Origin of the sequence: Streptomyces sp. NPDC049879 (genome assembly GCF_044461265.1) — a bacterium.
In the GTDB taxonomy this organism is placed as follows: domain Bacteria; phylum Actinomycetota; class Actinomycetes; order Streptomycetales; family Streptomycetaceae; genus Streptomyces.
Map to the genome: position 1 here is coordinate 249,901 of NZ_JBITKT010000002.1, position 26,386 is coordinate 276,286.

The 26,386-nt window shown below is 72.2% G+C and carries 30 protein-coding genes, 1 pseudogene and 4 CRISPR repeat arrays; of the genes and pseudogenes, 14 read left to right on the forward strand and 17 right to left on the reverse strand.

The window, feature by feature from the left end; genetic code table 11:
- Positions 1-120: 120 nt before the first annotated feature.
- Together ACIBPC_RS08005 and ACIBPC_RS08010 are read left to right on the forward strand one after the other, a co-directional pair.
- The gene (locus tag ACIBPC_RS08005; protein ID WP_398842056.1) at positions 121-1,737 is read left to right on the forward strand and encodes a protein kinase; all 1,617 of its coding nucleotides are present in this window, start codon (positions 121-123) and stop codon (positions 1,735-1,737) included.
- Positions 1,738-1,741: 4 nt separating this feature from the next.
- Positions 1,742-2,785, forward strand: coding sequence for a phosphotransferase (locus tag ACIBPC_RS08010; protein WP_362957056.1), 1,044 nt, complete (start codon positions 1,742-1,744; stop codon positions 2,783-2,785).
- On the opposite strand, the gene ACIBPC_RS08015 is transcribed toward ACIBPC_RS08010, so the two are convergent.
- Genes ACIBPC_RS08015 through ACIBPC_RS08030 form a run of 4 tightly spaced genes read right to left on the reverse strand, consistent with a single transcriptional unit; the run spans position 2,775 to position 5,330 of the window.
- Entirely contained in the window at positions 2,775-3,329 is a 555-nt protein-coding gene (locus tag ACIBPC_RS08015) for a DUF6247 family protein (protein ID WP_398842058.1), read from the reverse strand. The two genes, ACIBPC_RS08010 and ACIBPC_RS08015, sit on opposite strands and share 11 nt — an antisense overlap.
- The gene (locus tag ACIBPC_RS08020; RefSeq protein WP_398842059.1) at positions 3,326-3,772 is read right to left on the reverse strand and encodes a hypothetical protein; all 447 of its coding nucleotides are present in this window, start codon (positions 3,770-3,772) and stop codon (positions 3,326-3,328) included. The genes ACIBPC_RS08015 and ACIBPC_RS08020 overlap by 4 nt, the downstream gene beginning before the upstream one ends.
- A 22-nt stretch (positions 3,773-3,794) precedes the next feature.
- Positions 3,795-4,412 carry a GNAT family N-acetyltransferase gene (locus ACIBPC_RS08025; protein ID WP_398842061.1) on the reverse strand — a complete coding sequence of 206 codons (618 nt, stop codon included), beginning with the start codon at positions 4,410-4,412 and terminating at the stop codon, positions 3,795-3,797.
- Positions 4,413-4,448: 36 nt separating this feature from the next.
- Complete coding sequence (locus ACIBPC_RS08030) at positions 4,449-5,330, reverse strand: short-chain dehydrogenase/reductase (protein ID WP_398842063.1); 882 nt, start codon at positions 5,328-5,330, stop codon at positions 4,449-4,451.
- Positions 5,331-5,549: 219 nt separating this feature from the next.
- A CRISPR array of direct repeats spans positions 5,550-6,006; the repeat unit is 29 nt; unit sequence CTGCTCCCCGCACACGCGGGGGTGTTCCC.
- A gap of 133 nt (positions 6,007-6,139) precedes the next feature.
- Between ACIBPC_RS08030 and ACIBPC_RS08035 the strand changes: the two genes are divergently transcribed.
- Positions 6,140-6,904 carry a DUF899 family protein gene (locus tag ACIBPC_RS08035; RefSeq protein WP_398842065.1) on the forward strand — a complete coding sequence of 255 codons (765 nt, stop codon included), beginning with the start codon at positions 6,140-6,142 and terminating at the stop codon, positions 6,902-6,904.
- A gap of 30 nt (positions 6,905-6,934) precedes the next feature.
- On the forward strand, positions 6,935-7,780 hold the full coding sequence (locus tag ACIBPC_RS08040) for a GNAT family N-acetyltransferase (protein ID WP_398842066.1): 846 nt from the start codon (positions 6,935-6,937) through the stop codon (positions 7,778-7,780).
- 45 nt (positions 7,781-7,825) lie between these two features.
- Here the strand turns inward: ACIBPC_RS08040 and ACIBPC_RS08045 are convergent, their stop codons facing one another.
- The gene (locus ACIBPC_RS08045) at positions 7,826-8,476 is read right to left on the reverse strand and encodes a hypothetical protein (protein WP_398842068.1); all 651 of its coding nucleotides are present in this window, start codon (positions 8,474-8,476) and stop codon (positions 7,826-7,828) included.
- 191 nt (positions 8,477-8,667) lie between these two features.
- The gene (locus tag ACIBPC_RS08050; RefSeq protein ID WP_398842069.1) at positions 8,668-9,564 is read right to left on the reverse strand and encodes a LysR family transcriptional regulator; all 897 of its coding nucleotides are present in this window, start codon (positions 9,562-9,564) and stop codon (positions 8,668-8,670) included.
- A 76-nt stretch (positions 9,565-9,640) separates the two neighbouring features.
- On the opposite strand from ACIBPC_RS08050, the gene ACIBPC_RS08055 reads away from it, so the two are divergent.
- A complete protein-coding gene (locus ACIBPC_RS08055; protein WP_398842071.1) occupies positions 9,641-11,137 on the forward strand; it encodes an MFS transporter in 1,497 nt (498 codons plus the stop codon).
- A 121-nt stretch (positions 11,138-11,258) separates the two neighbouring features.
- A CRISPR array of direct repeats spans positions 11,259-11,959; the repeat unit is 28 nt; unit sequence GGAACACCCCCGCGTGTGCGGGGAGGAG.
- 40 nt (positions 11,960-11,999) lie between these two features.
- Here the strand turns inward: ACIBPC_RS08055 and ACIBPC_RS08060 are convergent.
- Positions 12,000-12,770, reverse strand: a complete 771-nt coding sequence (locus tag ACIBPC_RS08060; protein WP_398843007.1) for an AraC family transcriptional regulator — start codon at positions 12,768-12,770, stop codon at positions 12,000-12,002.
- Positions 12,771-12,824: 54 nt separating this feature from the next.
- On the opposite strand from ACIBPC_RS08060, the gene ACIBPC_RS08065 reads away from it, so the two are divergent.
- The 3 genes from ACIBPC_RS08065 to ACIBPC_RS08075 all read left to right on the forward strand — a co-directional run bounded on the left by ACIBPC_RS08065 (position 12,825) and on the right by ACIBPC_RS08075 (position 15,887).
- Positions 12,825-14,003, forward strand: a complete 1,179-nt coding sequence (locus ACIBPC_RS08065) for an MFS transporter (RefSeq protein WP_398842072.1) — start codon at positions 12,825-12,827, stop codon at positions 14,001-14,003.
- Between the two features lie 96 nt (positions 14,004-14,099).
- A complete protein-coding gene (locus ACIBPC_RS08070; RefSeq protein WP_398842074.1) occupies positions 14,100-14,978 on the forward strand; it encodes an NAD(P)-dependent oxidoreductase in 879 nt (292 codons plus the stop codon).
- Between the two features lie 27 nt (positions 14,979-15,005).
- Complete coding sequence (locus ACIBPC_RS08075; protein WP_398842076.1) at positions 15,006-15,887, forward strand: FAD-dependent oxidoreductase; 882 nt, start codon at positions 15,006-15,008, stop codon at positions 15,885-15,887.
- On the opposite strand, the gene ACIBPC_RS08080 is transcribed toward ACIBPC_RS08075, so the two are convergent.
- The 6 genes from ACIBPC_RS08080 to ACIBPC_RS08105 all read right to left on the reverse strand — a co-directional run bounded on the left by ACIBPC_RS08080 (position 15,821) and on the right by ACIBPC_RS08105 (position 18,362).
- A complete protein-coding gene (locus ACIBPC_RS08080; RefSeq protein ID WP_398842078.1) occupies positions 15,821-16,462 on the reverse strand; it encodes an HAD-IA family hydrolase in 642 nt (213 codons plus the stop codon). The two genes, ACIBPC_RS08075 and ACIBPC_RS08080, sit on opposite strands and share 67 nt — an antisense overlap.
- Positions 16,459-16,776 carry a divalent-cation tolerance protein CutA gene (cutA, locus tag ACIBPC_RS08085; protein WP_398842080.1) on the reverse strand — a complete coding sequence of 106 codons (318 nt, stop codon included), beginning with the start codon at positions 16,774-16,776 and terminating at the stop codon, positions 16,459-16,461. The genes ACIBPC_RS08080 and cutA overlap by 4 nt, the downstream gene beginning before the upstream one ends.
- Before the next feature lie 339 nt (positions 16,777-17,115).
- Positions 17,116-17,313 (reverse strand): hypothetical protein, encoded by a 198-nt coding sequence (locus tag ACIBPC_RS08090; RefSeq protein ID WP_398842082.1) that lies wholly within the window; start codon positions 17,311-17,313, stop codon positions 17,116-17,118.
- Positions 17,314-17,483: 170 nt separating this feature from the next.
- On the reverse strand, positions 17,484-17,636 hold the full coding sequence (locus ACIBPC_RS08095; RefSeq protein WP_398842083.1) for a hypothetical protein: 153 nt from the start codon (positions 17,634-17,636) through the stop codon (positions 17,484-17,486).
- Between the two features lies 1 nt (position 17,637).
- Positions 17,638-18,057, reverse strand: a complete 420-nt coding sequence (locus tag ACIBPC_RS08100; protein ID WP_398842085.1) for a hypothetical protein — start codon at positions 18,055-18,057, stop codon at positions 17,638-17,640.
- Positions 18,054-18,362 (reverse strand): DUF6415 family natural product biosynthesis protein, encoded by a 309-nt coding sequence (locus ACIBPC_RS08105; RefSeq protein WP_398843009.1) that lies wholly within the window; start codon positions 18,360-18,362, stop codon positions 18,054-18,056. The genes ACIBPC_RS08100 and ACIBPC_RS08105 overlap by 4 nt, the downstream gene beginning before the upstream one ends.
- A gap of 170 nt (positions 18,363-18,532) precedes the next feature.
- Here ACIBPC_RS08105 and ACIBPC_RS08110 point away from each other — a divergent pair, with 170 nt between their 5' ends.
- Positions 18,533-19,732: a helix-turn-helix domain-containing protein gene (locus ACIBPC_RS08110; protein ID WP_398842087.1), complete on the forward strand. Its 1,200-nt coding sequence runs from the start codon at positions 18,533-18,535 to the stop codon at positions 19,730-19,732.
- Complete coding sequence (locus tag ACIBPC_RS08115; protein ID WP_398842088.1) at positions 19,729-20,247, forward strand: flavoprotein; 519 nt, start codon at positions 19,729-19,731, stop codon at positions 20,245-20,247. The genes ACIBPC_RS08110 and ACIBPC_RS08115 overlap by 4 nt, the downstream gene beginning before the upstream one ends.
- A gap of 82 nt (positions 20,248-20,329) precedes the next feature.
- On the opposite strand, the gene ACIBPC_RS08120 is transcribed toward ACIBPC_RS08115, so the two are convergent.
- Positions 20,330-20,491, reverse strand: a complete 162-nt coding sequence (locus ACIBPC_RS08120; protein WP_398842089.1) for a hypothetical protein — start codon at positions 20,489-20,491, stop codon at positions 20,330-20,332.
- Between the two features lie 99 nt (positions 20,492-20,590).
- On the opposite strand from ACIBPC_RS08120, the gene ACIBPC_RS08125 reads away from it, so the two are divergent.
- Both ACIBPC_RS08125 and ACIBPC_RS08130 read left to right on the forward strand, forming a co-directional pair.
- Positions 20,591-21,064 carry a hypothetical protein gene (locus tag ACIBPC_RS08125; RefSeq protein ID WP_398842090.1) on the forward strand — a complete coding sequence of 158 codons (474 nt, stop codon included), beginning with the start codon at positions 20,591-20,593 and terminating at the stop codon, positions 21,062-21,064.
- A gap of 104 nt (positions 21,065-21,168) precedes the next feature.
- Positions 21,169-21,696 (forward strand): annotated as a pseudogene (locus tag ACIBPC_RS08130) (HAD family hydrolase); the annotation flags it as partial.
- A 142-nt stretch (positions 21,697-21,838) separates the two neighbouring features.
- Positions 21,839-22,233: direct repeats of the CRISPR family, unit length 29 nt; unit sequence GGGAACACCCCCGCGTGTGCGGGGAGCAG.
- Positions 22,234-22,376: 143 nt separating this feature from the next.
- Here ACIBPC_RS08130 and ACIBPC_RS08135 read toward each other — a convergent pair.
- Entirely contained in the window at positions 22,377-23,003 is a 627-nt protein-coding gene (locus ACIBPC_RS08135; RefSeq protein WP_398842091.1) for an HAD family hydrolase, read from the reverse strand.
- A gap of 96 nt (positions 23,004-23,099) precedes the next feature.
- The gene (locus ACIBPC_RS08140) at positions 23,100-23,606 is read right to left on the reverse strand and encodes a DUF6624 domain-containing protein (protein ID WP_398842093.1); all 507 of its coding nucleotides are present in this window, start codon (positions 23,604-23,606) and stop codon (positions 23,100-23,102) included.
- A gap of 386 nt (positions 23,607-23,992) precedes the next feature.
- Here ACIBPC_RS08140 and ACIBPC_RS08145 point away from each other — a divergent pair, with 386 nt between their 5' ends.
- Positions 23,993-24,871 carry an AAA family ATPase gene (locus ACIBPC_RS08145; RefSeq protein WP_398842094.1) on the forward strand — a complete coding sequence of 293 codons (879 nt, stop codon included), beginning with the start codon at positions 23,993-23,995 and terminating at the stop codon, positions 24,869-24,871.
- 33 nt (positions 24,872-24,904) lie between these two features.
- A CRISPR array of direct repeats spans positions 24,905-25,181; the repeat unit is 28 nt; unit sequence GGAACACCCCCGCGTGTGCGGGGAGGAG.
- A 94-nt stretch (positions 25,182-25,275) separates the two neighbouring features.
- On the opposite strand, the gene ACIBPC_RS08150 is transcribed toward ACIBPC_RS08145, so the two are convergent.
- Positions 25,276-25,767 carry a nucleotidyltransferase domain-containing protein gene (locus tag ACIBPC_RS08150; RefSeq protein ID WP_398843012.1) on the reverse strand — a complete coding sequence of 164 codons (492 nt, stop codon included), beginning with the start codon at positions 25,765-25,767 and terminating at the stop codon, positions 25,276-25,278.
- A 64-nt stretch (positions 25,768-25,831) separates the two neighbouring features.
- Between ACIBPC_RS08150 and ACIBPC_RS08155 the strand changes: the two genes are divergently transcribed.
- Entirely contained in the window at positions 25,832-26,377 is a 546-nt protein-coding gene (locus tag ACIBPC_RS08155) for a GrpB family protein (protein WP_398842096.1), read from the forward strand.
- Positions 26,378-26,386: the final 9 nt, after the last annotated feature.

Here is a 26,386-nt window from a genome sequence, read left to right on the forward strand (position 1 = left end):
TCGGAGCTGTTTTCGGGAGCAAGTCTGCCCGAGGGCTCGGTGACGTCAAGTCTCAACTTGTCAGCGCGGCCCCGGAACGGGTTTGATGGCCCGGCGACCCAGTGAACACGGCGAGGACTGATGGCACAGGACCAAGGCGCTGCGGGCTCCGGCGACGACGAGCCCGGGGCGGCCGGTGACGCGGGTCCCGACGCGCCGGAGATGTGGGGGAATCACGGGTATGTCGGCGACGGCAGGTACCGGCTGACCCACCGCCTCGGCCGCGGCGGGATGGCGGAGGTCTTCGCCGCCGAGGACGTGCGCCTCGGCCGTACGGTCGCCGTGAAACTGCTGCGTTCCGACCTCGCCGAGGACCCCGTCTCCAAGGCGCGCTTCACGCGCGAGGCCCAGTCGGTCGCCGGGCTGAACCACCACGCGGTCGTCGCCGTCTACGACTCGGGCGAGGAGACGTCGGGCGGGCGCGTCACGTCGTACATCGTGATGGAGCTGGTAAGCGGCCGGACGATCCGCGAGCTGCTGATGGGCGCGACCCCGCCGCCGCCCGAGCAGGCGCTGACCATCGCCGCCGGGGTGCTGGAGGCGCTCGCCTACAGCCACCAGCACGGCATCGTGCACCGCGACATCAAGCCGGCGAACGTCATCATCACCGACACCGGCACGGTCAAGGTGATGGACTTCGGCATCGCGCGGGCGCTGCACGGCGCGGCGCAGACGATGACGCAGACCGGCATGGTCATGGGCACGCCGCAGTACCTCTCGCCCGAGCAGGCGCTCGGCAAGACCGTGGACACGCGCTCCGACCTGTACGCGGTCGGCTGCCTGCTGTACGAGCTGCTGGCGAACCGGCCGCCGTTCGTCGGCGAGACGCCGCTGTCCGTCGTCTACCAGCACGTCCAGGACACGCCGCGGCTGCCGTCCGAGATCGCGCCGGCCTGCCCGCCGGAGCTGGACGGCCTGGTGATGCGCGCGCTCACCAAGGACCCGGAGGACCGCTACCAGACCGCGGAGGAGTTCCGCGGCATGGTCGTGTACGCCCGCCGCATGCTGGAGGAGCACGGCGGCCACACGGCCGGGCTGTGGAACACCGGCTCGGTCACCGGCGGCTCCACCCCGCCGCTCGGCACCCCCACGGCGGCCACGCGCGCCACCGGCGTCGCCGGGACCCCGCCGGGCGGCGTACCGCTGCTGCTCGGCGGCCCGGACGGTCCTGACACGGGCGGCGGCGAGAGGCGCGGCAGCCGGGCGCGGCTGCTGATCGTCGCGATACTGGCGGTCGTCGCGATCGGCACGGGGGTGCTGATCGCCAGCCAGTTCGGCGGCGGCGGCGACGGGGGCGACACCCCGTCCGAGTCGAACCCGCCGAGCGCGACCCGTACGGACGACGAGCAGCCCACGGACCGTACGCCCTCGGACGACGAGGACGAGGACGACCAGGAGCAGGACGGCGGCTACGAGCCCTCCGACGACTGGTCCGACCCGAGCTGGGACGACGACACCCCGACCGGGGAGGAGACGGAGCCCTCCGAGGAACCGTCCGGCGAGCCCACCACCACCCCGCCGACCGACGAGCCGACGGACCCCGAGCCGCCGACCCCGACCGACGAGCCGACGGACCCGGCGCCGCCCACCCCGACCGACACCGGGGAAGAACCGCCGGGCGACGCGGGCGGTGCCGAGGGCGGGGACACCGATCCGGGCACCGGCGAGACCGTCAGCAGCGGCGCGGGCGGCACCTGACCCCGTGACGCCGCTCCCCGAGCACACCCTCGCCGAGCTGCTGCGCCGCTACGAGGCCGGGACCGCGCTGGACTGCCGTCCGCTGACGGCCGGGCTGCTCAACCGCGGCTACCGGCTGGCGACGACGACGGGCCGCTACTTCCTCAAGCACCACCTCGACGGCGACCCGGCGAACACCGCGCCCCTCGTCCGGCAGCACCGCGCCACCGCGGCCCTCGCCGCCCTCGGCCTGCCGGTGGCGCCGCCGGTCGCCGACCGGGACGGGCAGACCGTCGTCGTGCACCGCGACCGCTGCTACGCGCTGCACCCGTGGGTCGAGGGCAGGCACCGGGACGGCGGGCAGCTCGACCGCGCGCAGAGCCGCCGCCTGGGCGCGCTCCTGGGGCGCGTGCACGGGGCGCTCGACCAGGTCATAAGGCGTACGCCGCCGCCGTACGCGCCCCCTGATCTCAACGTGCCCCGCGCCACCGCGGCGTTACCCGAGGACACCGAGCTGGTCATCGACGGCCTGCTCGCCCGGCTCCGCGCCCGCCCGCGCCGTACCGGCTTCGACGAACTGGCCGAACACCGGCTGCTGGAACGCCGCGTCCTGCTCCGCGCCCACGCGCACCGCCGCCCGGGGGCGGCCGAGGTCCCGGCCGAGGGGTGGGTGCACGGGGACTTCCACCCGCTGAACCTGCTGTACCGCGCCGAGGGCCCGGTCGAACCGGTGGCGATCGTGGACTGGGACCGCCTCGACGTCCAGCCGCGCGCCGAGGAGGTCGTACGGGCCGCCGCCATCTTCTTCGTCCGCCCGGACGGCGGACTCGACCTCCCGAAGGTCCACGCGTACGCCCGCGCCTACCGCGCCGCGACCGGCGCCTCCACCACCGAACTGGCCGCCGCCGCGCACCGCGTGTGGTGGGAGCGGCTCAACGACTTCTGGATGCTGCGCTGGCACTACGAACGCCACGACCACCGCGCGGACCCCCAATTCCCGGCGGCGGCAGCCCTGGTGGTGTGGTGGACACGCCACCACACGGCGGTGACGGACGCGTTCAGCGCCTGAGCCCGTCACCGGCCCGGATGCGCCACACCGTCTCGGCCACCGCCGCCATCTGCTCAGGGTTGGCGTGCTGGAAGGCGGCGCCCCACCAGTCGTGGACGACGAGGAGGGCGGGCCGGTGGTCACGGGTCTCCGCCGCGATGTCGAGGGCGCCGTCGAAGTCCAGCGCGAACCGCGCGCGGTCCGCCGCCGGGAGCGCGGCGTGGACGGCCGGGCCCGTACGGTCCACCCATCGCACGGGTTCCGGCTGCTCGCGTCGGGGACGCCGGGTGATCGTGGCGTCCAGCAGCGACCGGCGGCGGTCGGCCTCCGGCACGTCCCGGTCACCACCGGCCCGCACCCACCAGGCGCGCACCACCTCGGCCAGCGGCTCCACCTCGTACGTCCGGCGCACGCCCGCGAGCGCGAAACCGAACTCCTCCGCGAACTCCCCGCGCGCTTCTCCGCCCAGCGCGTCGTACACCCGACGTCCGTCCAGGCGGCTGACGTCGGCGTAGCTGTCGGTCGTCGCGGCGTTCCCCGTTCCACGCGTTCCCGCGTGGTTCAACGACGGGGGCCCGCCAGCAGGTACGCGTACAGCACCGCGCCGCCGACGAGGCCGAGGGCGCCCGTCTCCGCGAACAGCCACGGCACGGCGGTGGCGGGCCCGTAGGCGATCCAGCCCCAGACCACGACGCCGACGTGACCGGCGAAGGCGAGCACGTTCACGCCGACGATCGCGGCCTGGCTCGATGCCCCGGTGAGCCACCCGACCCAGACCACCCACAGCAGGCCGACGCCCGCCGTCACGCACGCGCCGGCGGTCATGGCGGGCGTCCAGACGAACGGCCTGTTGAACAGGAGCAACGCGCCGACGCCGCCGACGAGATACGCAGCCGCCCGCCAGCACTTCAGCCGCCACGACCGCACCGCGTCCCGCACCCCGGCGCGCTGCCAGTCGAGCACCTGGCCGGCCCACACGTGCGTCTCAGGTAACCGATACGGATCCACCCGCCCACCGTAAGCCGGGCGGTCACCGCCTGGCGAGGCGTTCCTCCAGCCGCGCCCGGCGGTCCGGCCACTCGTCGGCGGTGATCGAGAAGACGGCGGAGTCGCGGAGCAGGCCGTCCTCGCCGGGCGCCCAGGAGCGCGACCAGTTCCGCAGGACGCCCTCGAAGCGCGCGCCCACGTTCTCGATCGCGGCGCGGGAACGGGTGTTGCGCGCGTCCGTCTTCAGATCGACGCGCGCGACGCCCCAGTTCTCGAACGCGTGCCGGAAGAGCAGGTACTTGGCCTCGGTGTTCAGCCCGGTGCCCTGGGCGGAGGCGGCGAGCCAGGTGAAGCCGACCTCGATCGCGCTGAGGCGGTCCTCGTCCAGCCACATCCGCGGCTCCCAGTAGGCCGTGGCCCCGACCGCACGGCCCGAGGCGCGGTCCACCTGGGCGTACGGCGCCAGCTTCCCGCTTGCGGCGCGGGCCAGTTGGGCGTCGATGTAGCCCTCGACCTCGCCGGTGCGCGGTACCCAGGTGAAGCCGTAGGAACCGCGGTCCGCGTCGGCGGCGAGGGCGAGGTCCGCCGCGTGGCGGTGGCTCAGCGGCTCCAGGCGTACGCGCGAGCCCTCCAGCACGGGCCCGTCAAGCGTGAATCCCATCGTTCACCCTCCCCCTGGGCGAACCGTAGCAGGGGGTCAGGGCCGGGGAGGTTCCGGCGGCCCGGCGTCCCAGTCGGCGCGGCCGCCCGCTCCCAGGACGGTCGCGCCGCGACGCAGTTCGTCGTCGAGCAGGCCGGTGAGGGCGCCGCGCGCGACGCGGGCGACGAGAAAGGGGAACACCGGACGCAGGGGCTGGAGGAACCGCAGCCAGGGCGGCGCGTAGACGCTGACGGCGCGCTGGCGGATGCCGCGCGCCAGCCAGGACGCGACCTGGTCGGCGCTGTGGACGCGGCGGGCGATGGCGGGCTGGTGGGAGCGCAGGGCGCGCAGCACGGGGTGTTCGTCGAGGGTGTCGAGCATGGCGGTGTCGGTCCAGTGCAGGTAGGCGATGCCCACACCGACTCCGGTGGGGCGCACCTCGGTGCGCAGCGCCTGGGCGAAGAACTCGACCGCCGCCTTGGAGGCGCAGTACGCGCTCATCAGCGGCGCGGACCCGAAGGACGCGGTGGAGGCGATCTGGAGGTAGTAGCCGCGCGTCTCCATGAGCTGGGGCAGGAACGCGCGGGCGGTGTTCGTGCTGCCGATCAGGTTGACGTCGATGACCCGCCCGAACAGGGCGGACGGGGTGACGGCGAACGCGCCCGCCGTCGCGATCCCGGCGTTCGCCACGACGACCGACGCGGGCCCGAGCCGCTCCCGTACGCCGCGTGCGGTGCTGAGCAGGGTGGCCTCGTCGGTGACGTCCACCTCGAAGCAGTACGTCTCCGTGGGCAGGGTGGCCGCCACGCGGCGCAACCGCTCCATCTCGCGCCCCAGCAGCGCGACACGCACCCCACGCGCGGCGAGCCGACGCGCCACAGCGGCCCCCACACCACGCGCCGCACCGGTGACCACGGCCACACGCCCGTCCTGCGCCATCACTGCCTCCCTGACGAGCACCACACGCCACTCACCAAGCCGAACACGCGAACCTCACCACCGCCCGCCACACACACCTCATCGGGTGAGCCACAGGACTACCCTCAAAGCCACCCACCCCTGAAGCGGCACCGACCTTCCTCTGCACTTGGAGCAGCGGCTTTGGTAAAGCTGAGTAAAATCCACCCTCCCCACCCATAAACCCGCAGGTCAAGCACTCTGCTCCCCGCACACGCGGGGGTGTTCCCCCGGGGTTGTCGCCTGTCGCGACGCTCCCGGCCTGCTCCCCGCACACGCGGGGGTGTTCCCGAGAGAAGCCGAAGGACTGCCGGTCGGCTTCCCTGCTCCCCGCACACGCGGGGGTGTTCCCGCCGCGTAGCCGTACCCGAGATGGAGCGGCAGCTGCTCCCCGCACACGCGGGGGTGTTCCCGGCCTCAGCCGTCGTCGGCTCGGTCACGCCGTCTGCTCCCCGCACACGCGGGGGTGTTCCCGAAGGCCAGCGCACTGAAAGCCGCGCGCACCGCTGCTCCCCGCACACGCGGGGGTGTTCCCAGGGCGCCGATCACGGACGCGGCCCAGTGGATCTGCTCCCCGCACACGCGGGGGTGTTCCCGTTTCCCCGGGGAAACGTCCCTCGGCCTGACCCTGCTCCCCGCACACGCGGGGGTGTTCCCGTACGCCGTGCTGTGGCGGTCGGGTGCTGCCCTGTCGGTGGGGGTGGTGGGTAGACCGATGAGTTCTCGGTGGGGCGTGAGTCTGACTCCGTGCGTCGTCGTGTGGCGGCGTTCGAGACAGCACGGAGGACCCCATGACCACCACCCCGACCCCCGGTCGGCCGCCCGTTGTCGATCTGGCCACCTGGCAGGCCGCCCGTGACGAGCTGCTGGTCCGCGAGAAGGCCCACACCCACGAGGGCGATGCCATCGCCGCCGCCCGTCGCCGGCTGCCGATGGTGGAGTTCGACGGGACGGTGGAGGTCGTCGGTCCGGACGGGCCGGTTCCGTTCCTGGACCTGTTCGAGGGCCGTGACGAACTCGTCGTCTACAAGCACATGTGGTACGACGGCGCGCCGCCCCAGGGCCAGTGCGAGGGCTGCACCTGGACGGCCTGGCACCTGCGGGACGCGGTGTACCTGAACGCGCGCGGCGTCTCGTTCGCCATCGTGACGACGGGGCCGTGGGAGGAGATCCCGCCGTACACCGAGTTCATGGGCTACACGCAGCCCTGGTACTCGGTGCGCGGCGTGGAGGAGCCGGTCGGCGGCGAGATGGGGCACCTCGCGGTCTATCTGCGCGACGGCGACCGTACGTTCCTCACGTACTCCACCACCGGTCGGGGCAACGAGCCGACCAGCCCGGCCTTCGCCCTCCTCGACATGACGCCCTACGGCCGCCGCGAGGCGTGGGAGGACAACCCCGAAGGCTGGCCGGAGGGGCGCGACGTCTGCTGGTACTGGCGCACCGACGTGGACGGCAACCCCACCTGGGGCCCGACCGGCCGCCCCGTGCCGCAGTGGACGCGGCCCGGCGTGACACCCGCCGACACCCTCGGGCGGGGCGGGCACTGCCACTGACGCGCCCACGGCGTTCGGCTAAGGTGCCGCATGCCTCACGACGACTGGCACCTCACCGAGGACATCGACGACTTCCTTGCCCGCGCCGGGGACTTCCTGCGGTCCCGGCCCGCCCTCCACCACACGCAGCTGACGACGGTCGAACGGCTGCGGGCGCGCGGCGAGCGGGCCCTCTTCGGGCGGCTGGAGACGGACGGGGAGGTGCGGGCCGTCTTCTACCAGCCCTCGTCGCGGCGCGTGACCCTCACACCGCTGTCCCCGCCGGAGGCCGAAGTGCTGGCCGCGCGGCTGGCCGACCTCGGCGGTCCCGTCGCGGGCGTCGTCGCGGACCACGGCACGGCGGGCGCGTTCGCCGACGCGTGGGAACGGCGTACGGGCGCGGCCCGCGTGGACTTCTGGCGCGGACGCCTCTACCGCCTCGGGACCCTCACCCCGCCGGAACCGCGGCCGGCGGGGCGGGGGCGCGTCCCGGGCGAGGAGGACCGGAAGGAACTGATGCGCTGGTGCGACGAGTTCGTGTCCGCCGTCGGGGAGACCCCGGCCGTCACCGCCGCCACGTGGGCGGACTCGCGGTTCGCGGACAAGCGGTTCACGTTCTGGGAGACGCCGGACGGGACGCCGGTGTCGATGGCGGGGACGACGGCGATGGTCGGCGGGATGATCCGCGTGGACCCGGTGTACACCCCGGCCCGCCTGCGGGGCCGGGGCTACGCGGCGGCGGTGACGGCGGAGGTGAGCCGGTCCGCACTGGCGGCGGGCGCGACGGACGTCGTCCTCTTCGCCGACCCGGCCAACGCGACGAGCAACGCCCTCTACCGACGCCTCGGCTACGCCCACCTCACCGACTTCACCGGCTACGCCTTCCCCACCACCTGACCCACCGGGCGGCCGGGCCGGGGGCACAGGCAGCCGCACTGCTGGTCAGAGGGAGCGCTCGAAAAGCGTGGGGACTTGTGCGGGTTCAGTCGAAAGCATTTCCCGGAGTTCTTCGGGAGAGATCACGGGATGGTTGACCTCCGGCCGCTCACTGAGAGAAAGACCCGGGCGGCACAGCCGGTAGTCCGTTCCCCGCTTGTAGTAGTTGACGAGCATTCCCGACTGGCGCAGAAGTGAGGTGAGTTCCCGCTCGGTTTCGTCGGGGAAGGTGAGGTAGCAACCGCTTTTCCGGAGTCCGGGAATCACCGTCTCATACGCGTCGTCGGAGAGATCCGTCCCGTCCAGCTTCACCTCCATCAGTTGCGAGCACTGCAGAAGAGTGCTGATGTCGGTCACCCTCGATCGCTGGATGTGCACGGTGTGTACGCCGGTGTGGCCGATCGCCTCGATGCTGTCCACGGCGCAGTCGGACACGGAAAGGAGGCCGAGCGAGGTCAGGGAGGACAGCTCGTCGAGTCCTTTCAGCTCACAACCGGACAGCACGAGGATGCGCAGATCGCGGCATGCCGATATGCCGTCGAGACTTCGGGCATGGTTGACGGTCAGGACATCGAGCCCTCGGAGTTTTTCCGGTTCGTCCTCGAACCCGGCTCCCAACTTGCCCTCGACTGCGGCGTACACCGCCGGATCCCACATCAAAAGGCCCCTTCGCCGACATGACCGCAACTATCGCGCGGCATGGTTGAACTTCACTTTCACCCCGGACGACACCTCGCGGTGACTACTGGAAAGACCCCCGCGCGTGCGGGGAAGAGGAGGCGCGGCGGCACCCTGATCGCCCTGCGTTCCCGCGTTCGGTGGATCACCGGCAGCATAGTGAACTCCTCTCACGCCAGCGCCCGTTGGATCGTCTCGCGCAGCCAGCCGTGTGCCGGGTCCGTGTCCAGGCGTGTGTGCCACAGCAGGCGTACGTGCACGGGCGGGAGGTCCGCCGGGATCGGGAACCAGCGCAGGCCGAGCGCCGTCCCGTACTGCTCCGCCAGCCGGCGCGGCACCAGCGCCACGTACCGGCTCGTCGCCACCAGCAGCGCCGCCGCGAACGTCGGCACCACCGCCGCCACATGCCGCCGCAGCCCCGCCGCCTCCAGCGCCTCGTCCAGCGGCCCCCGCGCCCGCCCCCGCCGCGACGCCGAGACGTGCGGGTGTGCGCACAGCTGCGCCAGCGTCGGCGGCGCGTCCCGCCCCAGGGCGCTGTCCGCCCGGACGATGCCGACGACCCGTTCCTCGTACAGCGGCGCCGCCCGGATGTCGGCGGCGGGGGCCTCGCCGACGCCGATGTCCATGTCGATCGTGCCGTCCCGCAGCGCCTCCACGCTCTCGTCGCCCTCCGGGACGAAGCGCAGCGTCACCCCTGGCGCGGCCGACGCCGTCGCCTCGATGGCCGCCGCCGCGAGCGTGGCGGACACGCCGTCGTTGATGCGGAGGGTGAACGTCCGCTCCAGGTCGGCCGGGGAGATCGCCCGGTCGGCGCTGATCAGCGCCGCCGCCTCGTCCAGCAGCGCCCGTACGCGCGGGGCGGTGCGCAGCGCGAACGGGGTCGGCGCCATCCCGCGCCCCGCCCGGACGAGGATCGGGTCGCCCATCGCGCGGCGCAGGCGGCCGAGGGCGCGGCTGGCGGCCGGGACGGAGAGGTGGAGGCGTTCGGCGGCGGCCGTGACGCTGCCGTCCTGGAGGAGGGCGTCGAAGACGCGGAGGAGGTTGAGGTCGAGGGTGCCGCGTTCCATGGGTTGCACTGTACGCAAGTGAGCGTTGTCGAAGTTGCGTGGCGCGAGGGTCCACCGCGTTCCTACGGTCGGGGGCATGGCAACTACCGGAACCCTCGCCCCCGCCACGCGCCGGGGCCTGCTGGCGGTGATGTCCGCCTGCGTCGTCCTGGTCGTCGGGATGGTCGCCGCGATCAACCTGGCCGTGCCCGCGCTCGCCGCGAGCGGGCTGCGCCCGTCCGCGTCGTCGCTGGTGTGGATCGTGGACACGTACGTGATCTTCTTCGCCTGCCTCGTGATCCCGGGCGGGGCGGCGGGCGACCGGTTCGGGCGGAAGGGCGTACTGCTGGGCGGGCTCGGCCTGTTCGCGGCCGGGGCGCTGCTGTCGGCGGTCGCCCCGAACGTGCCGCTGATGCTCGCCGGGCGGGCCGTCACCGGCGTCGGGGCCGCCGCCGTCCTGCCGAACACCCTCGCCGTCCTCCTCCACGCCGTCCCCGCCGGACGGCGCGCCGCGACCATCGCCACCTGGGCCTCCATGACCGGCATCGGCGGCATCGCCGGGAACGTCGGCGGCGGCGCCCTGCTGGCGGGCGGGTCGTGGCGGTGGCTGTTCGCGGCGGCCGTGCCGGTCGCGCTGGGGCTCGCCGCGCTGGCGGCGCGCGTCGCGCCCGTATCGCCGCGCGACGACCGCCGCCTCGACCCGTGGGGGACGCTGCTGCTCGTCGCCGCGTCCGTCGCGCTGCTGCTGGGCGTGGTGGAGGGCCCGGAGGCGGGGTGGGGCAGCGCGGTGGTGGTCACCGGATTCGCGGGCGCGGTGGTGCTGTTCGCGGCGTGGGTGGTGGTCGAACTGCGCGTCGCGCACCCGCTGCTCGACCCGCGCCTCTTCCGCCTCCCGGCGCTGCGCGGGGCGTGTCTTGGGATGACGGCGGTGTTCTTCGGGATGTTCGCGCTGTTCTACGTGAACGCGTCGTTCCTGCAGTACGGGAAGGGGTTCGGCGTGCTGCGGACCGGGCTCGGCATCATCCCGATGACGGTGCCGCTGATCGTGGGCGCGCGGTACGCGGGGCGTGTGGCGGGGCGGATCGGGATGGATGTGACGCTGGCGCTCGCGTTCGCCTGCATCGGCGGCGGGATGCTCGGCCTCTCGACGACGGGCACGGGGACGCCGTACGCCGTGTACGCGGCGTGGCTCGTCCTCACGGGGACGGGCGTGATGCTGGCGCTGCCCACGCTGTCGGGCGCCATCGCCGGGTCGCTGCCTGCGGCGCAGGCGGGGGTGGGGGCGGGACTCCAGGCGACGACACGGGAGTTCGGGAGTGCGCTGGGGGTGGCGGTCATCGGAACGGTGCTGACCTCGCGCTTCGTGGCCGCACTCCCCGAGGCGGTACGGGCGGACGGGGACCCGCACACGGTGGCCCAGGCACTGGCGGCGACACCGGGCCGGACGGACGAGGTACTGGCGGCATTCGTGACGGGGGCACAGGTCGCCCTACGGACGGTGGGAGCGGCGGTGCTGGTGGCGGGGGCACTGGTGGTGCTCAGCTCACTGCTGTCCCGCCGGGGCGCGCAACACAGGGCGACGACGACACGGTGACGCGGCCTGCGTGCATGCCCCCTCCTCAGTGAGCAAGTTGGCCACCCGCATCCGGAGCCTGGAGACACCCCGCATATTCGGGGAACGGGTGGCTCCAGGGCCAGTACGCCACCGTTAGCGCGGGAGCAACCCCGCCTCGGCGGGGAGCAGTGCTCTGCGGGCATCGTGGCGGGCATATAGCCGGGAACACCCCCGCGATCACGGGGAGGAGGGCAGGGTCACGAGCCGCAGGTCCGGGCCCCGGGGTACATCCCCGCGCGTGCGGGGAGGAGGCTGTTGCCGCCGACGGGACTCATCACCTGTGGGGAACACCCCCGCGTGTGCGGGGAGGAGCGCGGCACTTCGGCAGACCACCGCCCGCTGGTGGGGAACACCCCCGCGTGTGCGGGGAGGAGAGCAGGTGCTGGATGTGCTCCAGCACGGCGGTGGGAACACCCCCGCGCGTACGGGGAGGAGCCGTCCATCTCGTCCGCAGCCCAGCTGAACAACGGAACACCCCCGCGCGTGCGGGGAGGAGCTGACCAGCCTCCCGGCTGACTCGCTCGGGTGGGGAACACCCCCGCGTGTGCGGGGAGGAGGCCGCGGAGGGCGCGTCGGGGCTGTTGTGGGTGGGAACACCCCCGCGTGTGCGGGGAGGAGTGGATCGTCTGCGGCTTCAGGTCCGGCGGCACGGGAACACCCCCGCGTGTGCGGGGAGGAGTGGATCGTCTGCGGCTTCAGGTCCGGCGGCACGGGAACACCCCCGCGTGTGCGGGGAGGAGGTCGCCCCGGAGGCGTTCTTCAGGTGGACTCGCGGAGCACCCCCGCGTGTGCGGGGAGGAGAGTTCTTGACCTGCGGGTTTAGGTGGGGGGTGAGTGGATTTTACTCGTCTTTACCATTGCCGCCCGTCGTCGGTGCTGTGTGAGTGCCTGGTGTGTGGCCGAATGTGCGGCGGAATGCGTCGATGAAGGCGCTTGCCGATGACCAGCCGCAGTGGTGTGCCACCGTCGTCACCGGGTGGCGTTCCGCCAGCAGCACCAGCGCCTGCTGCAACCGCAGTTGCGTCCGCCATTGCGGGAATGTCATCCCCAGGTCCGCGCGGAACAAGCGCGACAGCGTACGTGCGCTCGCGCCCACCTCGTGGCCCAGCTCGGCCAGCGTACGCGCGTCGGCCGGGTCCGCGTACAGGATCGCGCACAGCGCGCGCAGTGGCGGGGATGTCGGTGCGGGCAGGTGGAACGGCTGTTGTGGTGCGGCCCGTAGCCGGTCGAGCAACACCCCGCGCAGCCGCGCCCGTTCCGGGCTGTCGTCGTCCGGGGCACGGGTGTAGGCGACGATCAGTTCCCGTAGCAGCGGCTCCACAGCGAGGACGGTCGGGGCGTCGAGGCCGAGCGGGTTGGCGGTGACGGGCAGGCCGACGAGGTGCAGTTCGAGTTCCCCGTGCGCCTGGTGCGCGTGGACGGTGCCGGCCGGGACCCAGATGGCGCGGTTGGCCGGGGCCACCCACGAGCCCGCGTCCGTCGTGACGGCCAGGACGCCGCGCCCCGCGTAGACGATCTGGTGGTCCTCGTGCCGGTGCGCGTCGATCCCGCCGCCCGGCGCGAGGGTCTGGGTGCGCGTGGGCGCGACGGGATCGTGGCGGATAGGCGACATCATCAGGCAGATTATCGGAAGCGCGACAGGCACCCCGTTCACGACGATGGCCGGGTGCGAAGGAACACCTCGATCACCCTCCTCTCCGCCGGGCACGCCTGCGTGGACGTCTACCAGGGCGCGGTCGCGTCCCTGGTCCCGTTCTTCGTCGCCGAACGCGCCTACGGCTACGCCACCGTGTCCGGCATGGTGCTGGCCGCCTCGCTCCTGTCCTCCGTCGTGCAGCCGGTGTTCGGCGCGCTGACCGACCGGTGGGCGATGCCCTGGCTGCTGCCCGTCGCGACGCTGCTGGGCGGCGCGGGCGTCGCGCTGAGCGGCGTGGGCGGCTCGTACGGGCTGCTCCTGCTGTGCGTGGCGCTGTCCGGCGTCGGGGTGGCGGCCTACCACCCGGAGTCGGCGCGGGTGGCGCGCCTGGCCAGCGGGGGCAGTCACAGCGCGATGGGCTGGTTCTCGACGGGCGGGAACATCGGTTTCGCCCTCGCCCCGCTGCTGGTCGGCGCGGTGGTGGGCGGGGGCGGGCTGCGCCTGACGCCGCTGCTGGTGCTGCCCGCGCTCGCGGGCGCGCTGCTGTGCCTGCCGGTGCTGCGCGCGCTGGGCGGCGAGGGGCGTTCCGGCGGGCCCGGCGGGAACGGCGCGGCGGCGCGGCGCGGGGAGGACGACTGGGCGTCGTTCGTGAAGCTGTCGGTGGCGGTGGCGTGCCGTTCGGTCGTGTTCGTCGGCCTCGGGGCGTTCGTCTCGCTCTACGCCGAGCAGCGCACGGGCGGCGGTGCGGCGGCCGGGACGGTGGCGCTGTTCGTGCTGTACGCGGGTGGCGCGGTCGGTTCGGTGCTGGGCGGGGCGCTGGCGGGCCGTTGGGGGCGGGTGGCGGTCGCCCGCCGGGCGTGCCTGCTGTCGGTCGGCGCGGTCGCGGGGGTGGTGTGCGCGCCGGGTCTGGCGATGTACGTGTTCGTGGCGCTGACGTCGGTCGGCCTGTACGTCCCGTTCTCCCTCCAAGTGACGCTCGGTCAGGACTACTTGCCGTCGCGCGTCGGGACGGCCAGCGGGATCACGCTCGGCCTGGCCGTCAGCGTCGGGGGCGTGTTCACGCCCGCCATCGGCGCGCTCGCCGACGCGACGTCCCTGCGAGCGGCCCTGGCGCCGCTGGTGCTGCTGCCCGCCGCGTGCTGGCTGCTGTTCCGCATGCTGCCGGAACCGCCCGTTCCCGGCGGGCGCGATCCCCGTACGCGCGGGTAAGTACGCACTTCTTTGTGCGTACTTGTCGGAGTCCGGCCCGTACCGGAGGGTGAGAGGCAGGCATTCGATCAAGCGGGCGAACCGGCAGGAGCACCAGTGGCCAAGGCAGCAGTCACCGTCATGGGTCTCGGCGAGATGGGACGGGCGCTGGCGGACGCCCTGGTCACCGCCGGACACCCCACCACCGTGTGGAACCGCAGCGCCGCCAAGGCCGACGACCTGGTGGCGCGCGGGGCCGTGCGCGCCGCGACCGTCGAGGAGGCCGTCCTCGCCGGCCCGCTGGTCCTCGTCTGCCTGCTGGACAACGACGTCGCGCGCGCCACCCTCCGGCCCGCCGCCGACGCCCTGCGCGGCCGGACCCTGGTCAACCTCACCAACGGCACGCCCGCCCAGGCCCGCGAGGCGGAGTCCTGGGCGGCGGACCACGGCGCGGCCTATCTGGACGGCGGCATCATGGCGATCCCGTCGACCATCGCGACCCCGGAGGCGTTCGTCCTCTACAGCGGCCGGAAGGCGCACTTCGAGGCGCACCGGGAGACCCTGGAGGCGCTGGGCGCGGCCCGGTACCTCGGCGCGGACACGGGCATGGCCCCGCTCTACGACCTCGCCCTGCTCAGCGCGATGGACATGATGTTCGAGGGTTTCTTCCACTCGGTCGCCATGGCCACCTCGCACGGGGACGGCGACGCGGCCGGGTTCACGGAACTCCTCGTGCCCTGGCTGACGAGCATGCTCCGGCTCCTGCCCACGCTCGCCGCCGACGTCGACGCGGACGCGGACGCCGAGCCAGTGTTCGCCCAGGGCCTCGACGTGGTGCTGGCCGGTGCGCGCAACATGGCGCGGGCGTCCCGCGACGCGGGCGTGCGCGCCGACCACTTCGAACGCTCGGCGGCGGCCCTGGAGGAGCAGCTCGCCGAGGGGCTGACCACGTACACCGCGCCGGGGGTGGTGCGGCGCCTCAGGACGTCCGGCTGATGAGGCGCGGCGTGGGAGGGTGGGGGGATGGATCTTGTGGTGGTCGGGGGCGGACCGGCCGGGTGCGCCGCCGCGCTGACGGCGGCCGGGGTCGGGCAGCGGGTGCTGCTCGTGGAACGGGACGAGCGGCTGTGCGCGAAGCCGTACGGCATCCCGGCGCTCGGCAACGTCCTCGGCGGCTTCCGCAGCGGCCGCGAACTGGCCGACGCGGTCACGGCTGACCTGGCGGCGGCCTCGGACCTGTGCGAGGTCCGCACGGGCACGGCCGTCACGGCGGTCGAACCGGGCGCGGACGCCGTGACCGTCACGCTGGACGACGGCTCCCGCCACACCGCCCCGTACGCCGTCCTCGCCACCGGCGTCGGCCCCTGCCAACCCGCCGACGCCGACTGGATCGACGCCCCGGCCGGGCTGCGCCTCCCGCCGCTGTGGGAGGCGGACCCGGCCGACGCCGAGGGACGTACGTGGCTGGTGGTCGGCGCCGACCGGCCGCTCGGCACGTTCCTGCGTGCCCATCCGGCGCTCGACGTACGGCTGTTGGTGCCCTACCCGCCCGCCGACGCGTACAAGACGGAGGAGGTCGCCGACGACCCGCGCGTCACCCTCGTCCCGACGCCGCGCCTGACCCTGCCGGACGGCGGCGGGCTGCGGTACGACGCCGCGTTCGCCAACATCGGCAGCGTCCCGGCCGCGCCCGCAGGTGCCGTCCGCGACGACGACGGGTACTGCCCGCCCGGCCGCCAGCACCCGCGCGTCCTCGTCGCCGGTGACCTGCGGTCGGCCCGCTACCAGCGCATCATGACGGCCATCGGCTCCGGCACGGAGGCGGCCCTGCGCGCGTACTACACCGCCCGGGGCGTGCCCGGCGCCGGGGAGAGCCCGAGCAGCACGGCGAGCCGGCCGACGTAGCCGGGGTCGCCGTCCGCGTGGACGGTGGTGATGCCGAGGGCGGCGGCGGGCGGAAGGTTGACGGGCTGGTCGTCGACGAACACGCAGTCGGCGCCGGTGAGTCGCATCCGGTCCAGCGTCAACTGGTAGATCGCCGGATCCGGCTTGGCGACGCCCTCACGCTCCGATATGACGGCGACATCGAACAGGTCCCAGACGCCCGCGTGTGCGTACGGGTCGTAGGGGTCGAGGCCGAAGCTGTTCGACAGCATGGCGACCTTCATGCCCGCCGCGCGGGCCGCGACGGCGAGGGCGATCATGTCGTCCGCGCGCCGCACGTCGGCCCAGACGCGGCCCATCAGGTTGTCGGCGTCGGCGAGGCCGAGCTGGACGGCGGTGTGCCGGTTCCACTCGGCCTGCGTCAACCGGCCTGCCTCCAGGGCGAGATAACGCTCCCGCCCCTCCGGATCGAGGGTCAGCGCCTCGTGCCACGCCTGGGGCGGGAGGCCCTCGCGCACGCACCACTCGCCGATCACGTCCGTGACGTCCGCCGTCAGCACGCCGACGAAGTCGAGGATCAGCCCGCGGTACGTCACGCGGTCTCCTCGTCCACCCACGCGAGGTACGCGGCGCTGCCGTGGGTGACGGGTGTGGCGATGATCTCGGGGTTGGAGTAGTTGTGCTCGGCCTTGAGATGCGCCTCCAGCGCGGCGTAACGGGCGGCGGTCGTCTTGAACGTCACCCGCCACTCCTCGTCCACCCGCACCTCACCCTGCCACCGGTAGACGCTGGTCACCGGCGCCTCGACCTGCGCACACGCGGCAAGCCGCGCCGCCACGGCCGAACGCGCCAACTCCTCGGCGTCGTCACGGCTGTCGATGGTGGTGAGGACGGTGAGGTGATCAGCCATACGCCGACGCTACCCGCCCGGCGGGGGTGATGGTGGTCCATATGCAGAGGCCGTCCGGGGTGGGGACGGTACCGAACGTCCACACGAGGTCATCAACCCCGGCAACCCGCCCCGGCAACCGGATGGTCCGAGCAGTCCGCGCCCGCAACACCTGAACGTTCAACGCATCCCCGTGATCACGCAGACTCAGCCACCACGGCCGCCGCGAACGCGCAACACCGATCAACACATCCACCACCGGCACCGCCCCACCCCACCCCCAGGCGGCCAGAACTTCGCGGGCCCACTCCCGGGCCTCGCCCGCTTCCCCACCGGTGAAAAGCCGGGCGGCATGCGGCATCACGACTCCACCCCCGACACCGCAGCCCACAAGTCCTCAACCGCATCCTCGACGGCCGACTGGGCCACCTCCCGCCGGAACACCGCAGCCACGGCCGGGAACAGCCGGTCCACGACCGGCCGCAGCTCCGACGCACTCCCCAACCCGGCCAGCCGCACCACCAGTTCGTGGGGAACGACGTCGGGCCAGTAGTGCATCCCACCCCACGAGTCGGACGGATGCGCAACCAACGGCACCAGCCTCTCCGAGACCCGGCACGTGCGACACGCCTGATACGTCCACCCGGGCCCAGAACCCGACGCAACCAGAGCAACCGCCACCAACTCACCAGCAGTGGCCTCGCAGTACATACAACGCGGCAACAGACTCACTCCCCCTCACCACCCTCCGGCTCGTCGCCCTCGGCCTCGGCCTCCGGGCGGGGGAGGACGGGCCCTTCCAGCCCGGTGATGACGGTGATCTTGGGGTTCTCCTCCCGCACCGGCGCCACCGTCAGGAACCTCGGGCGGGGACGCGGCATCTCATCCACAACGACCCCCGAACACCCGGCCCAACGCGAGGTACAGCACCTCCGGGTCGGTCAGGCAGTTCCCGGTGGGCTGGACCACCAGCCACCGGACCTCGCCGTCCCCGACCCACGGGCCCCCGACCCGATCGGCGGCCGGAACAGCGAGGCAGTACCCCCGCCCGAGCGCCAACGCACCGGGCGGCCACCCACGGTCGTTCGCCGAACCCGGCGGGATCAGCCAGTACATGACCCCATGCGCCGGATCCTCAATCACCGGCCCGCTGATCCCGGCCAACCGAAGCCGGTGAAACGCGTACAGCCCCTGGAAAGACGGCACCCGCACCGCATCAAACACCTCCCCCAGCGGCCGGATACGGATCTGACCGTCAGGGGGAAGCCAGAGAGGCAGAACGAGAGGTGAGTCGGTGGTCACGGCTTGCCCTCCGACGTTCGCAGGCAGCCGCTCAGCGCGGCGACCGAGTCGGACAGGAGCTGCATGTGGACCAAGCGGGCCATCACCCCGGCCGTGGGTTCGTTCGCGAGCAGGTACTGCGCGGACTCGACGGCCGCTTCGAGACGGGCCGCGTCGTTCCGGCTCGTCATCCGGGGGATCAGAGCCGAACAGGACGGAAGGAGGGCGGTCAAGTGCCGCTGGAGCCGGGTGATGACCTGGCTCACCGCTTCCTGTTCCACTTGTGCCGCGTACAACTGGCGAGCGCGGCGGATGTCCTGCCGCATCAGCCTGTGATCGAGGTCTGTCAACGGATGTCTCCCTCTCAGCCGCCATTGCCTGTGGTAACTAGACAACTACGGTGAGCGCCGCCGAATGTGCACAGTTGTTGCACACCTCAGCGGTCAACTGCCGCTGTTCACGGGCGTAGGCGGGCGTCATGGGGAAGACTTGAGGCATGCACGCTGCCAGCGCACCCACGGCGGTTGGCGGGAACATCGCCACCCAGCGGAAGGCGCGGGGATGGGGTCAGCAGAGGCTGGCCGACCGCGCGATGATCTCCAAGTCCCTGCTGAGCAAGATCGAGATCGGTGACCGGGCCTGCCGCCCGGCGGTGGCCGCCGCCATCGCGTCGGCCCTGGGCATCCCGCTGTCGGTCCTGTACGGGCAGCCCTACGACGAGTCCCCCGCGCCCGAGTTGATCGACGCACTGCGCTCGGCGATCCGCCGCCACCGGCACCCCCAGATCAGCGAAGTGCGGCCCGAGACCCTGGCGGCCGACATCGCCACCGCCTCAGCCCTGCGCGCCTCCACCGACTACGCCACCCTGCTCCCCGGCCTGCCCGCCCTGATCGGCCGCGCGGTCGCCCACGCCCACGACACCGGCGAGCCCGAAGCCTGGCAGATGCTCGTGGACACCTACAGCTGCGCGTTCACCATCGCCCACCGCCTCGGCTACCCGGACCTGGCCGACGTCATCGCCGCCCGCCAGGAATGGGCCGCCACCCAGACCTGGACCCCCGTGGCACAGATGGCCGCCGCCTGGTCCGCCGCAGGCACCTACCAATCGGCCGGCGACTACCTCGAAGGACTCGCCGTCACCGACCGGGCGCTGACCACCCTCGGCAGCACCGGCTCCCACAGCACCGCCGGACTCGTCGCCGCCGGATCACTCCACCTGCGCGCCGTCACCCTCGCCTCCCGCGCCCGCGACGACGCCACCACCCAGCACCACCTCCGCCACGCCCGCCGCATCACCGAACAACTCCCGCCCGCCGACCAGTACCGCCACAACCTCACCTTCGGCCCCGGCAACCTCGTCCTCCACGAACTCGCCACCCACATCGAACTCGAACGCCCCCGCAAAGCCGCCGCCATGGCCGACCAGCTCACCGGCACCGACCTCCCCGGCCTCGCCCCCACCCGCATCGGCCACCTCCACATCGACGCCGCACGCGCCCACCTCGCCGCCGGAGACCGCGACGCCGCCCTCATCTCCCTCATGCACGCCCGCCAAGCAGCACCCCAGATGGCCCGCATCCACCCCATGGCACGCGAAGTACTCCGCGTCCTCGTCTCACTCCACCGCCGCTCCAAACCCGAACTCACCCAACTCGCCAAATGGGCCGGACTCATCAACACCACCCCCCGACCATGAGTGGCGGTGTTCTGTACCTGATCGCATGTGCTGCCGGACCGACCCGTTACCTCGATCGGGGGATCGCGCGGGCGCGGGAGGCGGGATGGAGGGTGTGCGTGGTCCTCACGCCGTCCGCCGCCCGGTGGTGGGAGCCGCGTGTTGCGGAACTGGCGGAGATGACCGGGCACCCGGTGCGTTCGCAGTACAAGCTGCCGCATGAGGCGGACGCGTTGCCGCGTGCGGACGCGATGCTGGTCGCGCCGCTGACCACGACCAGCGCGTGCAAGTGGGCCGCCGGAATCACCGACACCCTCGCCCTCGGCCTGCCCGCCGAAGGCGTGCACCTGGGCATCCCCGTCACCGCCGCACCCTTCTGGAACACCGCACTCGGCGCACAACCAGCCGTAGAACGGGCCCTGGACAACCTCCGCGCACAAGGCGTCCACGTCGTCCACGGCCCCGGCGAACCCCACACCCCCAAACAAGGCGACACAACAGCCTTCTGGGACACCGCCCTCCACGCACTCACCTGACACCCCGGGCTGGGCAGGACGGCGACCTGATCTGACGACACCGGCCCACGCCCAGACACCACCACTCGCGGCAGTCAGCACATCAGCAAGCCCTGAACCGGACCACCGATCCCAGAAGTTCGAGGAGGCTGTCGATGCGCATGGTCGCGCGTTCGGTGGCGGGGTCGTGCCGCTGGATGGTGCCCCAGGGGCCGCGCCGGATCAGGGCGGTGTGCATACCGGCGGCCATGGCGCGAACCGCCATACGGCGAGACTAACCACAGCCCGTACCGCCCCGCCCCCGCCCCCTCGCCGTGCGAAACCGCGACGACCGGTTGCACGACGTCTACCTGTGAGGTCCCGGATGCGTGTCGGAATCACCGGCCATCGCGGCCTGTCCGAGCAGATCGAACGCCAGGTGCGCGAAGACCTGAAGACCTGGCTCACCCCCTACGCGGACGACCTGACGGGCGTCTCCTGCATCGCGGACGGCCCGGACGCCTGGTTCGCCGAAACCGTGCTCGGCCTCGGAGGGCGACTCGAAGTCGTCATCCCCGCCACCACCTACCGCGCCGATCTGCCCCAGTGGCACCACCCCGTCTACGACGAGCTGATGCGCCGGGCATCCGACGTCCACACCACCGGCCTCACCGAATCCGACTCCCAGGCCCACATGGCAGGCAGCGAGATCCTGGTCGGCCTGACCGACCACCTCATCGCCGTATGGGACGGCCTCCCCGCACGCGGCCACGGCGGCACCGCCGACGTCGTCACCCACGCCCGACACCACAACGTCCCCGTCACCATCCTCTGGCCACCCGGCGCCACCCGTGACTGACCCCACCCCAACGCCGAACACCCCCATAAATGCCCACTACAGCTCTCGAACCTCGGAGGCGCACCGTGCTGCTGCTGTGGGACATCGACCACACGCTCGTGGAGATGCGGGGGGTCGGGAAGGAGTTGTTCGGGCGGGCGTTCGCCGAGGTGACCGGCGTGCGGATGGAACAGCAGGCCGCCGTGGACGGGATGACCGATCTGGTGATCTTCCGCGAGACCGCCGCCCTCCACGGCATCACCACCAGCCCGCCCGACGAACAACGCTTCGCCGCCACCCTCACCCGCGCCCACCAGGACGCCGTACCCGAGATCCAGGCCCGAGGACGCGCCCTGCCCAGCGCCCACGCCGCCCTCACCACCCTGCACGCACACGGCTTCCAACAGACCGTCGTCACCGGCAACATCCGCGGATCAGCACGCGTCAAACTCGCCGCGTTCGGCCTCGACCAGCACATCCAATGGGACATCGGCGCCTACGGCGACGACGCCCCCACCCGCCCCGAACTCGTCGCCACCGCCCTCACCCGCGCCCACATCCACCAACCCCACGACGTCATCCTCATCGGCGACACCCCCGCCGACATCCAAGGCGCCACCGCCCACGGCATCCCCACCATCGCCATCGCCACCGGCCGCACCACCCCCCAAGACCTCACCACCGCCGGAGCCCACCACACCCTCCCCAACCTCGACAACACCGAACACCTCCTCACACTCCTCACCCACCACCCGGCAACCACGAACCAGACCACTCACAAAGCTCATCGACACCAAAACCACTCCCGCGTGTGCGACGAGGAAACGACGGGCGAGCAGTCGGCGCAGGAATAGAGGGGTACACCCCCGCGTGTGCGGGGAGCAGACCATCCCCGCCGGAGACGCGATCCTGCCCGGGGGAACACCCCCGCGTGTGCGGGGAGCAGTTGTTGATGTTGCCGACCAGCCCCAGCAGCGCGGGAACACCCCCGCGTGTGCGGGGAGCAGCTGTGGGACCTGGCGGCGGATGGTCGGGATGGGGGAACACCCCCGCGTGTGCGGGGAGCAGGCCGATACCGCCGCCCGCGCGGTGGCCGCCGAGGGAACACCCCCGCGTGTGCGGGGAGCAGGTCGATATGGGCGTCACGGGGGCCGGTGGTGAGGGAACACCCCCGCGTGTGCGGGGAGCAGAGTTCGTGACCTGCTGGTTTCGCAGAGGCCTGGGTGGACTTTGCTTAGTTTTACCTTTCGTTGTGTGGGGTGCACTCGTGGGCTCCTGGGGTGGTGGGCCGGAAAGGGCGCGTGATGCCGCGTCACGCGCCGGTGACATGTTGCTAGCCGTTCGCCGTGGTCACCACGCCCACCAGGTCGGTCAGCGCGCCGATGCTCCAGTCCGCCGCCGCGCGGACCGCCTGATCGTCCGCCCACAGGTGGCCCCACGGGCCGCGCCGCAGGTGCGCCGTCAGCAGACCCGCCTCACGCGCCGGGAACACGTCGTTCGCCGGGTGATCCCCCACATACAGCACCTCGCCCGGCGCGGCCCCGGCCAGGTCGGCGACCCGGCGGAAGAACTCCGCGTCCGGCTTCGCCACCCCCCACGCACCCGACACCGCCACCGCGTCCACCGGCAGATCCAGCCCCGCCAGCAACTCCCCCGCCCACACCGTCTGATTACCCGCCACCACCACCCGCACCCCCAGACCACGCAACGCCGTCAACGCCGGACGCACATCCTCATACAAATCCCCCTCCTCCAGCACCTCCCCACCCGTCGCGGCCTGACGCACCACATACTCAGCCCCCACATCAATCCCCGGCCTCAGCAACCGCAACGCATCGGCGCTGACGAGCGGTACGTACACCGACTGGCTGGTCACGCCGTCGCAGTAGGGGACCGGAATGCCGCCGTGCGGGAAGAACGGGCTCGGCCGCACCCACAGTTCTCGGGACTTGGAGGTCACATCGGATGTACTCGTCCAGGGCCTGTCCGGCGGATCAATGCCTGCGGCAGGTGAGCCGCGGGCAGTGATCCGCAGCATGCGACTGGGAACAGCGCGTCAGGCCAGGTGGAACTTGGCGACGTACTCGTCGAAGGGCTCGATGCCGACTTCCGCACGGAGTTCGTCCATGCGCTCGGGCTCTTCACAGGGCCACGGAATCGGTGCCCCGTCCTTCACGCCGGCGATCTGAGTGCCGTAGACCTGCTTGCGGCCCTCGTTGACCAGCGTGCGGTCACGCAGGAACGCCAGCTCGCGCGGGCTGGCTGAGCCTGACGACACCGCCTGCTGCATCAAGTGGAGGGCGCGCCGCTGGACATCGAGTTGCCGGTCGGCGTGCTGGGCGATCAGCCATGCAGCGCGTGCGGCCTCCTCGCCGACCAGTTCTGCCGTCGGCCAGCCGTAGTCGTCCATGATCTCGCCAAGCCGGTCACCGTGCCGGGCGGTCAGCCGCCGCCAAACCAGCTGCTCGGCGGGGTCATCGCTGTTCGCGCGGACTGCGGACTGGTGATCGGCTGCAGCCATGTCCACAAGTTCCACGGCCAGCGCGGCAACGTCGTGCACCACTCTCAACTCCCCGCTTTCGATCAGTGCGTTGTGCTCGTTGCCCGCAAGCCTAAAGGCGCAAATAAGGCATAAAGATCATTCCGCAGAACGGTGACAGGCGCCTCCCCGCATGGGGATAATGGATCTACCCCCGGAGCCAGAGCCGGATCGCTACGACGGTCGAGGCAGTTTCCCGCCCGTCCGCCGCACCGGGCGGACCGTACGAGCGCGAGCCGCCGCTCGGCAGCCATGCCGCAGTCGTCCCGGTAGTGCGTGTCTGTACGTATGGCTGCCATCTGCCACACCTCGATCGCCACCGCCACCGCCACCGCTGTCCCCGCCCGTCGCCCGTCCTCCACGGCCGACGATCACCGGCGGGGCGCTGACACACCCGGCAGGATCAACCCGTGCCGAAGAACCCCCCGGAATCGATGCAGCACCACCTGCGCCAGCGTCTCAACCGCCATGCCCGCGAACGCTGGCCCCACGTGGACGCCCTCACGGTCCGCTTCCGCACCGGATTTGCCTACGTGGTCGCCGAGTTGCCCGGCGAGAAGAGCCTGCCACTGTGCCGACTGCGCTTCACCGGCATGCTGCACAGCTGGGGCTTTGCCCTCTACCTGGCCAGCAACGACAGTTACCGGGACAACACCCTGCCCAGCGGACTCCCGGCCGGTTCCCCGGAGGAAGCCCTCGACTGCGCGGGCAACCTCCACCTCAACGCTCTCGCGCCGGCCATCCGGGTGCCGCAAGGACTCGTCGTCCTCGTCGGCCCACCAGCCTCGGGAAAGACCAGCTTCGTCCGGGCACTGATCGCACGCCGCGAGATCCAGGCGGAAGCCGTGGTGTCCAGCGACGAGATCCGCGCGGAGTTCTTCGGCACCTCACCCGCACAAGCGGAATCCGACGCGGCGGACGCGCAGATCTTCGAGGAACGGGACCGCAGGATCGTCGCCAGGCTCGCCGCCGGACACAGCGCAATCGCCGAGTCGACGAACGTCACGCCGCAGGCACGCGCACGACTCATCGCCATCGCCAGGCGTTTCAACGCCCCGGTGACCATGCTGCGCTTCACCCCGGACGCCACCGACCTCCTCCAGCAGTACACCGAACGAGGCCGCACGGACCTCACCGCCGCAGACGTCCGTGCCTACGCCGCCCTCATGACCCGGGACGCCGCTGCCGACCAGCTCCGCTCCGAGGGCGCGACCACCGTCCACGATGTCCCCGGCCGCCGCCAAGCAACCACACCCGCCGAAGCCGCCGCGCACTTCTCCTTCGCCTGACACACCCGCTGTGGCCAGAACTCTCGCAGGGCCGCGTACACCCCCGCGTGCGCGGGGAGGGGAGGAGGGCCCGGCGTACGACGCGGCCCGGAGCGGCTGGGGAACACCCCCGCGTGTGCGGGGAGGAGGCAGTGCATGTAGAGGTGGCCGGCCCGGTCCTGGGAACACCCCCGCGTGTGCGGGGAGGAGGTCGGGTTGTCCGAAATCGTCTCGGCCACCCGGGGAACACCCCCGCGTGTGCGGGGAGGAGCATCTCGTGCGCGCTGGAGGGGTGCACGTCGAGGAACACCCCCGCGTGTGCGGGGAGGAGAGTTCGTGAGCTGCAGTGTCAGGAGAGGAACGGGTGGACTTTGCTTAGTTTTACCTTTGGCCGCATGGGGGTTCTTGGTTGCTGAGGTCGTGAGTCAGAAGTGGGTTCTGATGCCGAATTGCTCGCGTAGTTGTGCCATGTCGTGCTGGTCGCGGTCTGTTGGGGTGTAGCCCTGGTGGAAGTGGACCTGTTGGGCTGCTGACAGGCATGGGACGGGTGTTTCCGTGATCGTGGCCGTCGTGAAGCTCGATGCCGGGTACGTGAACGGGGTTGCCGGGTCCAAGGAGGACTGTGTTGCGCTGCCGTCCGCGCCGAAGTGCAGTGGGTGCAGGTCCAGTTCGCGGCCCTGGGTGTCTGCTACGACGAAGCGGACCGGGCGTTGGTCCAGTGTCTCTGTGAAGCCCAGCCCGGCCAGGGCCGCCAGTACGGCCGGTTCCTGCTCTGCCCGGTGCATCAGGTCCAGGTCGCGGTGGTCCCGGGTCTGGTGGCCCACCAGTGCGTCGATCCCCCAGCCGCCGCCCACCCACACGGCCGTCCCCGCCGCCCGTAGCGTGCCCAGCACTTCCAGCACGTCGTCAGCCGTCATCACGCGCCGCAGCGTACGGGAAAACCCGTGCGCCGTGGCCCAGATGATCTTCTAAGCTGCCCCGATGACCATCGACGTGATCGAAGTAGTGGACTACGACCCCTCCTGGCCGGGCCGCGCGGCGGAGGCCGTGGCGGAGTTGCGGGAGGCCCTGCCCGGGTTGTTCGTGGAGACGGAGCACGTCGGCAGCACGTCCGTGCCGGGGCTGGCGGCCAAGCCGATCATCGACCTGATGGTGTCGGTCGCCGCGCTGGCCGACGTCACCCCGGAGCGCGCGGCGGTGCTGGAACGGCTCGGGTACCGCTACGAGCGGACCGGCATGCGCGAACGCTTCTTCTACTTCCGCGAGGACGACGCGGGCCGCCGCACCCACCACCTGCACATCGTCACCGTCGCGTCCTGGGACACCCGGCACGAGCGCCTGTTCAGCGACCACCTCCGCCGCCACCCCGAGACGGCCGCCGAGTACGCCGCGCTGAAGCGGAGCATCGCCGCCGAGGAGAGCGACGGCCTCGCGTACACCAAGCGCAAGTCCGACCTCATCCAGCTCGTCGTGGACCGCGAGCGCACGGCGCGCGGCCTGCCCCACGGGACCCTCTGGGAGGAGTGAGGTCCCCGC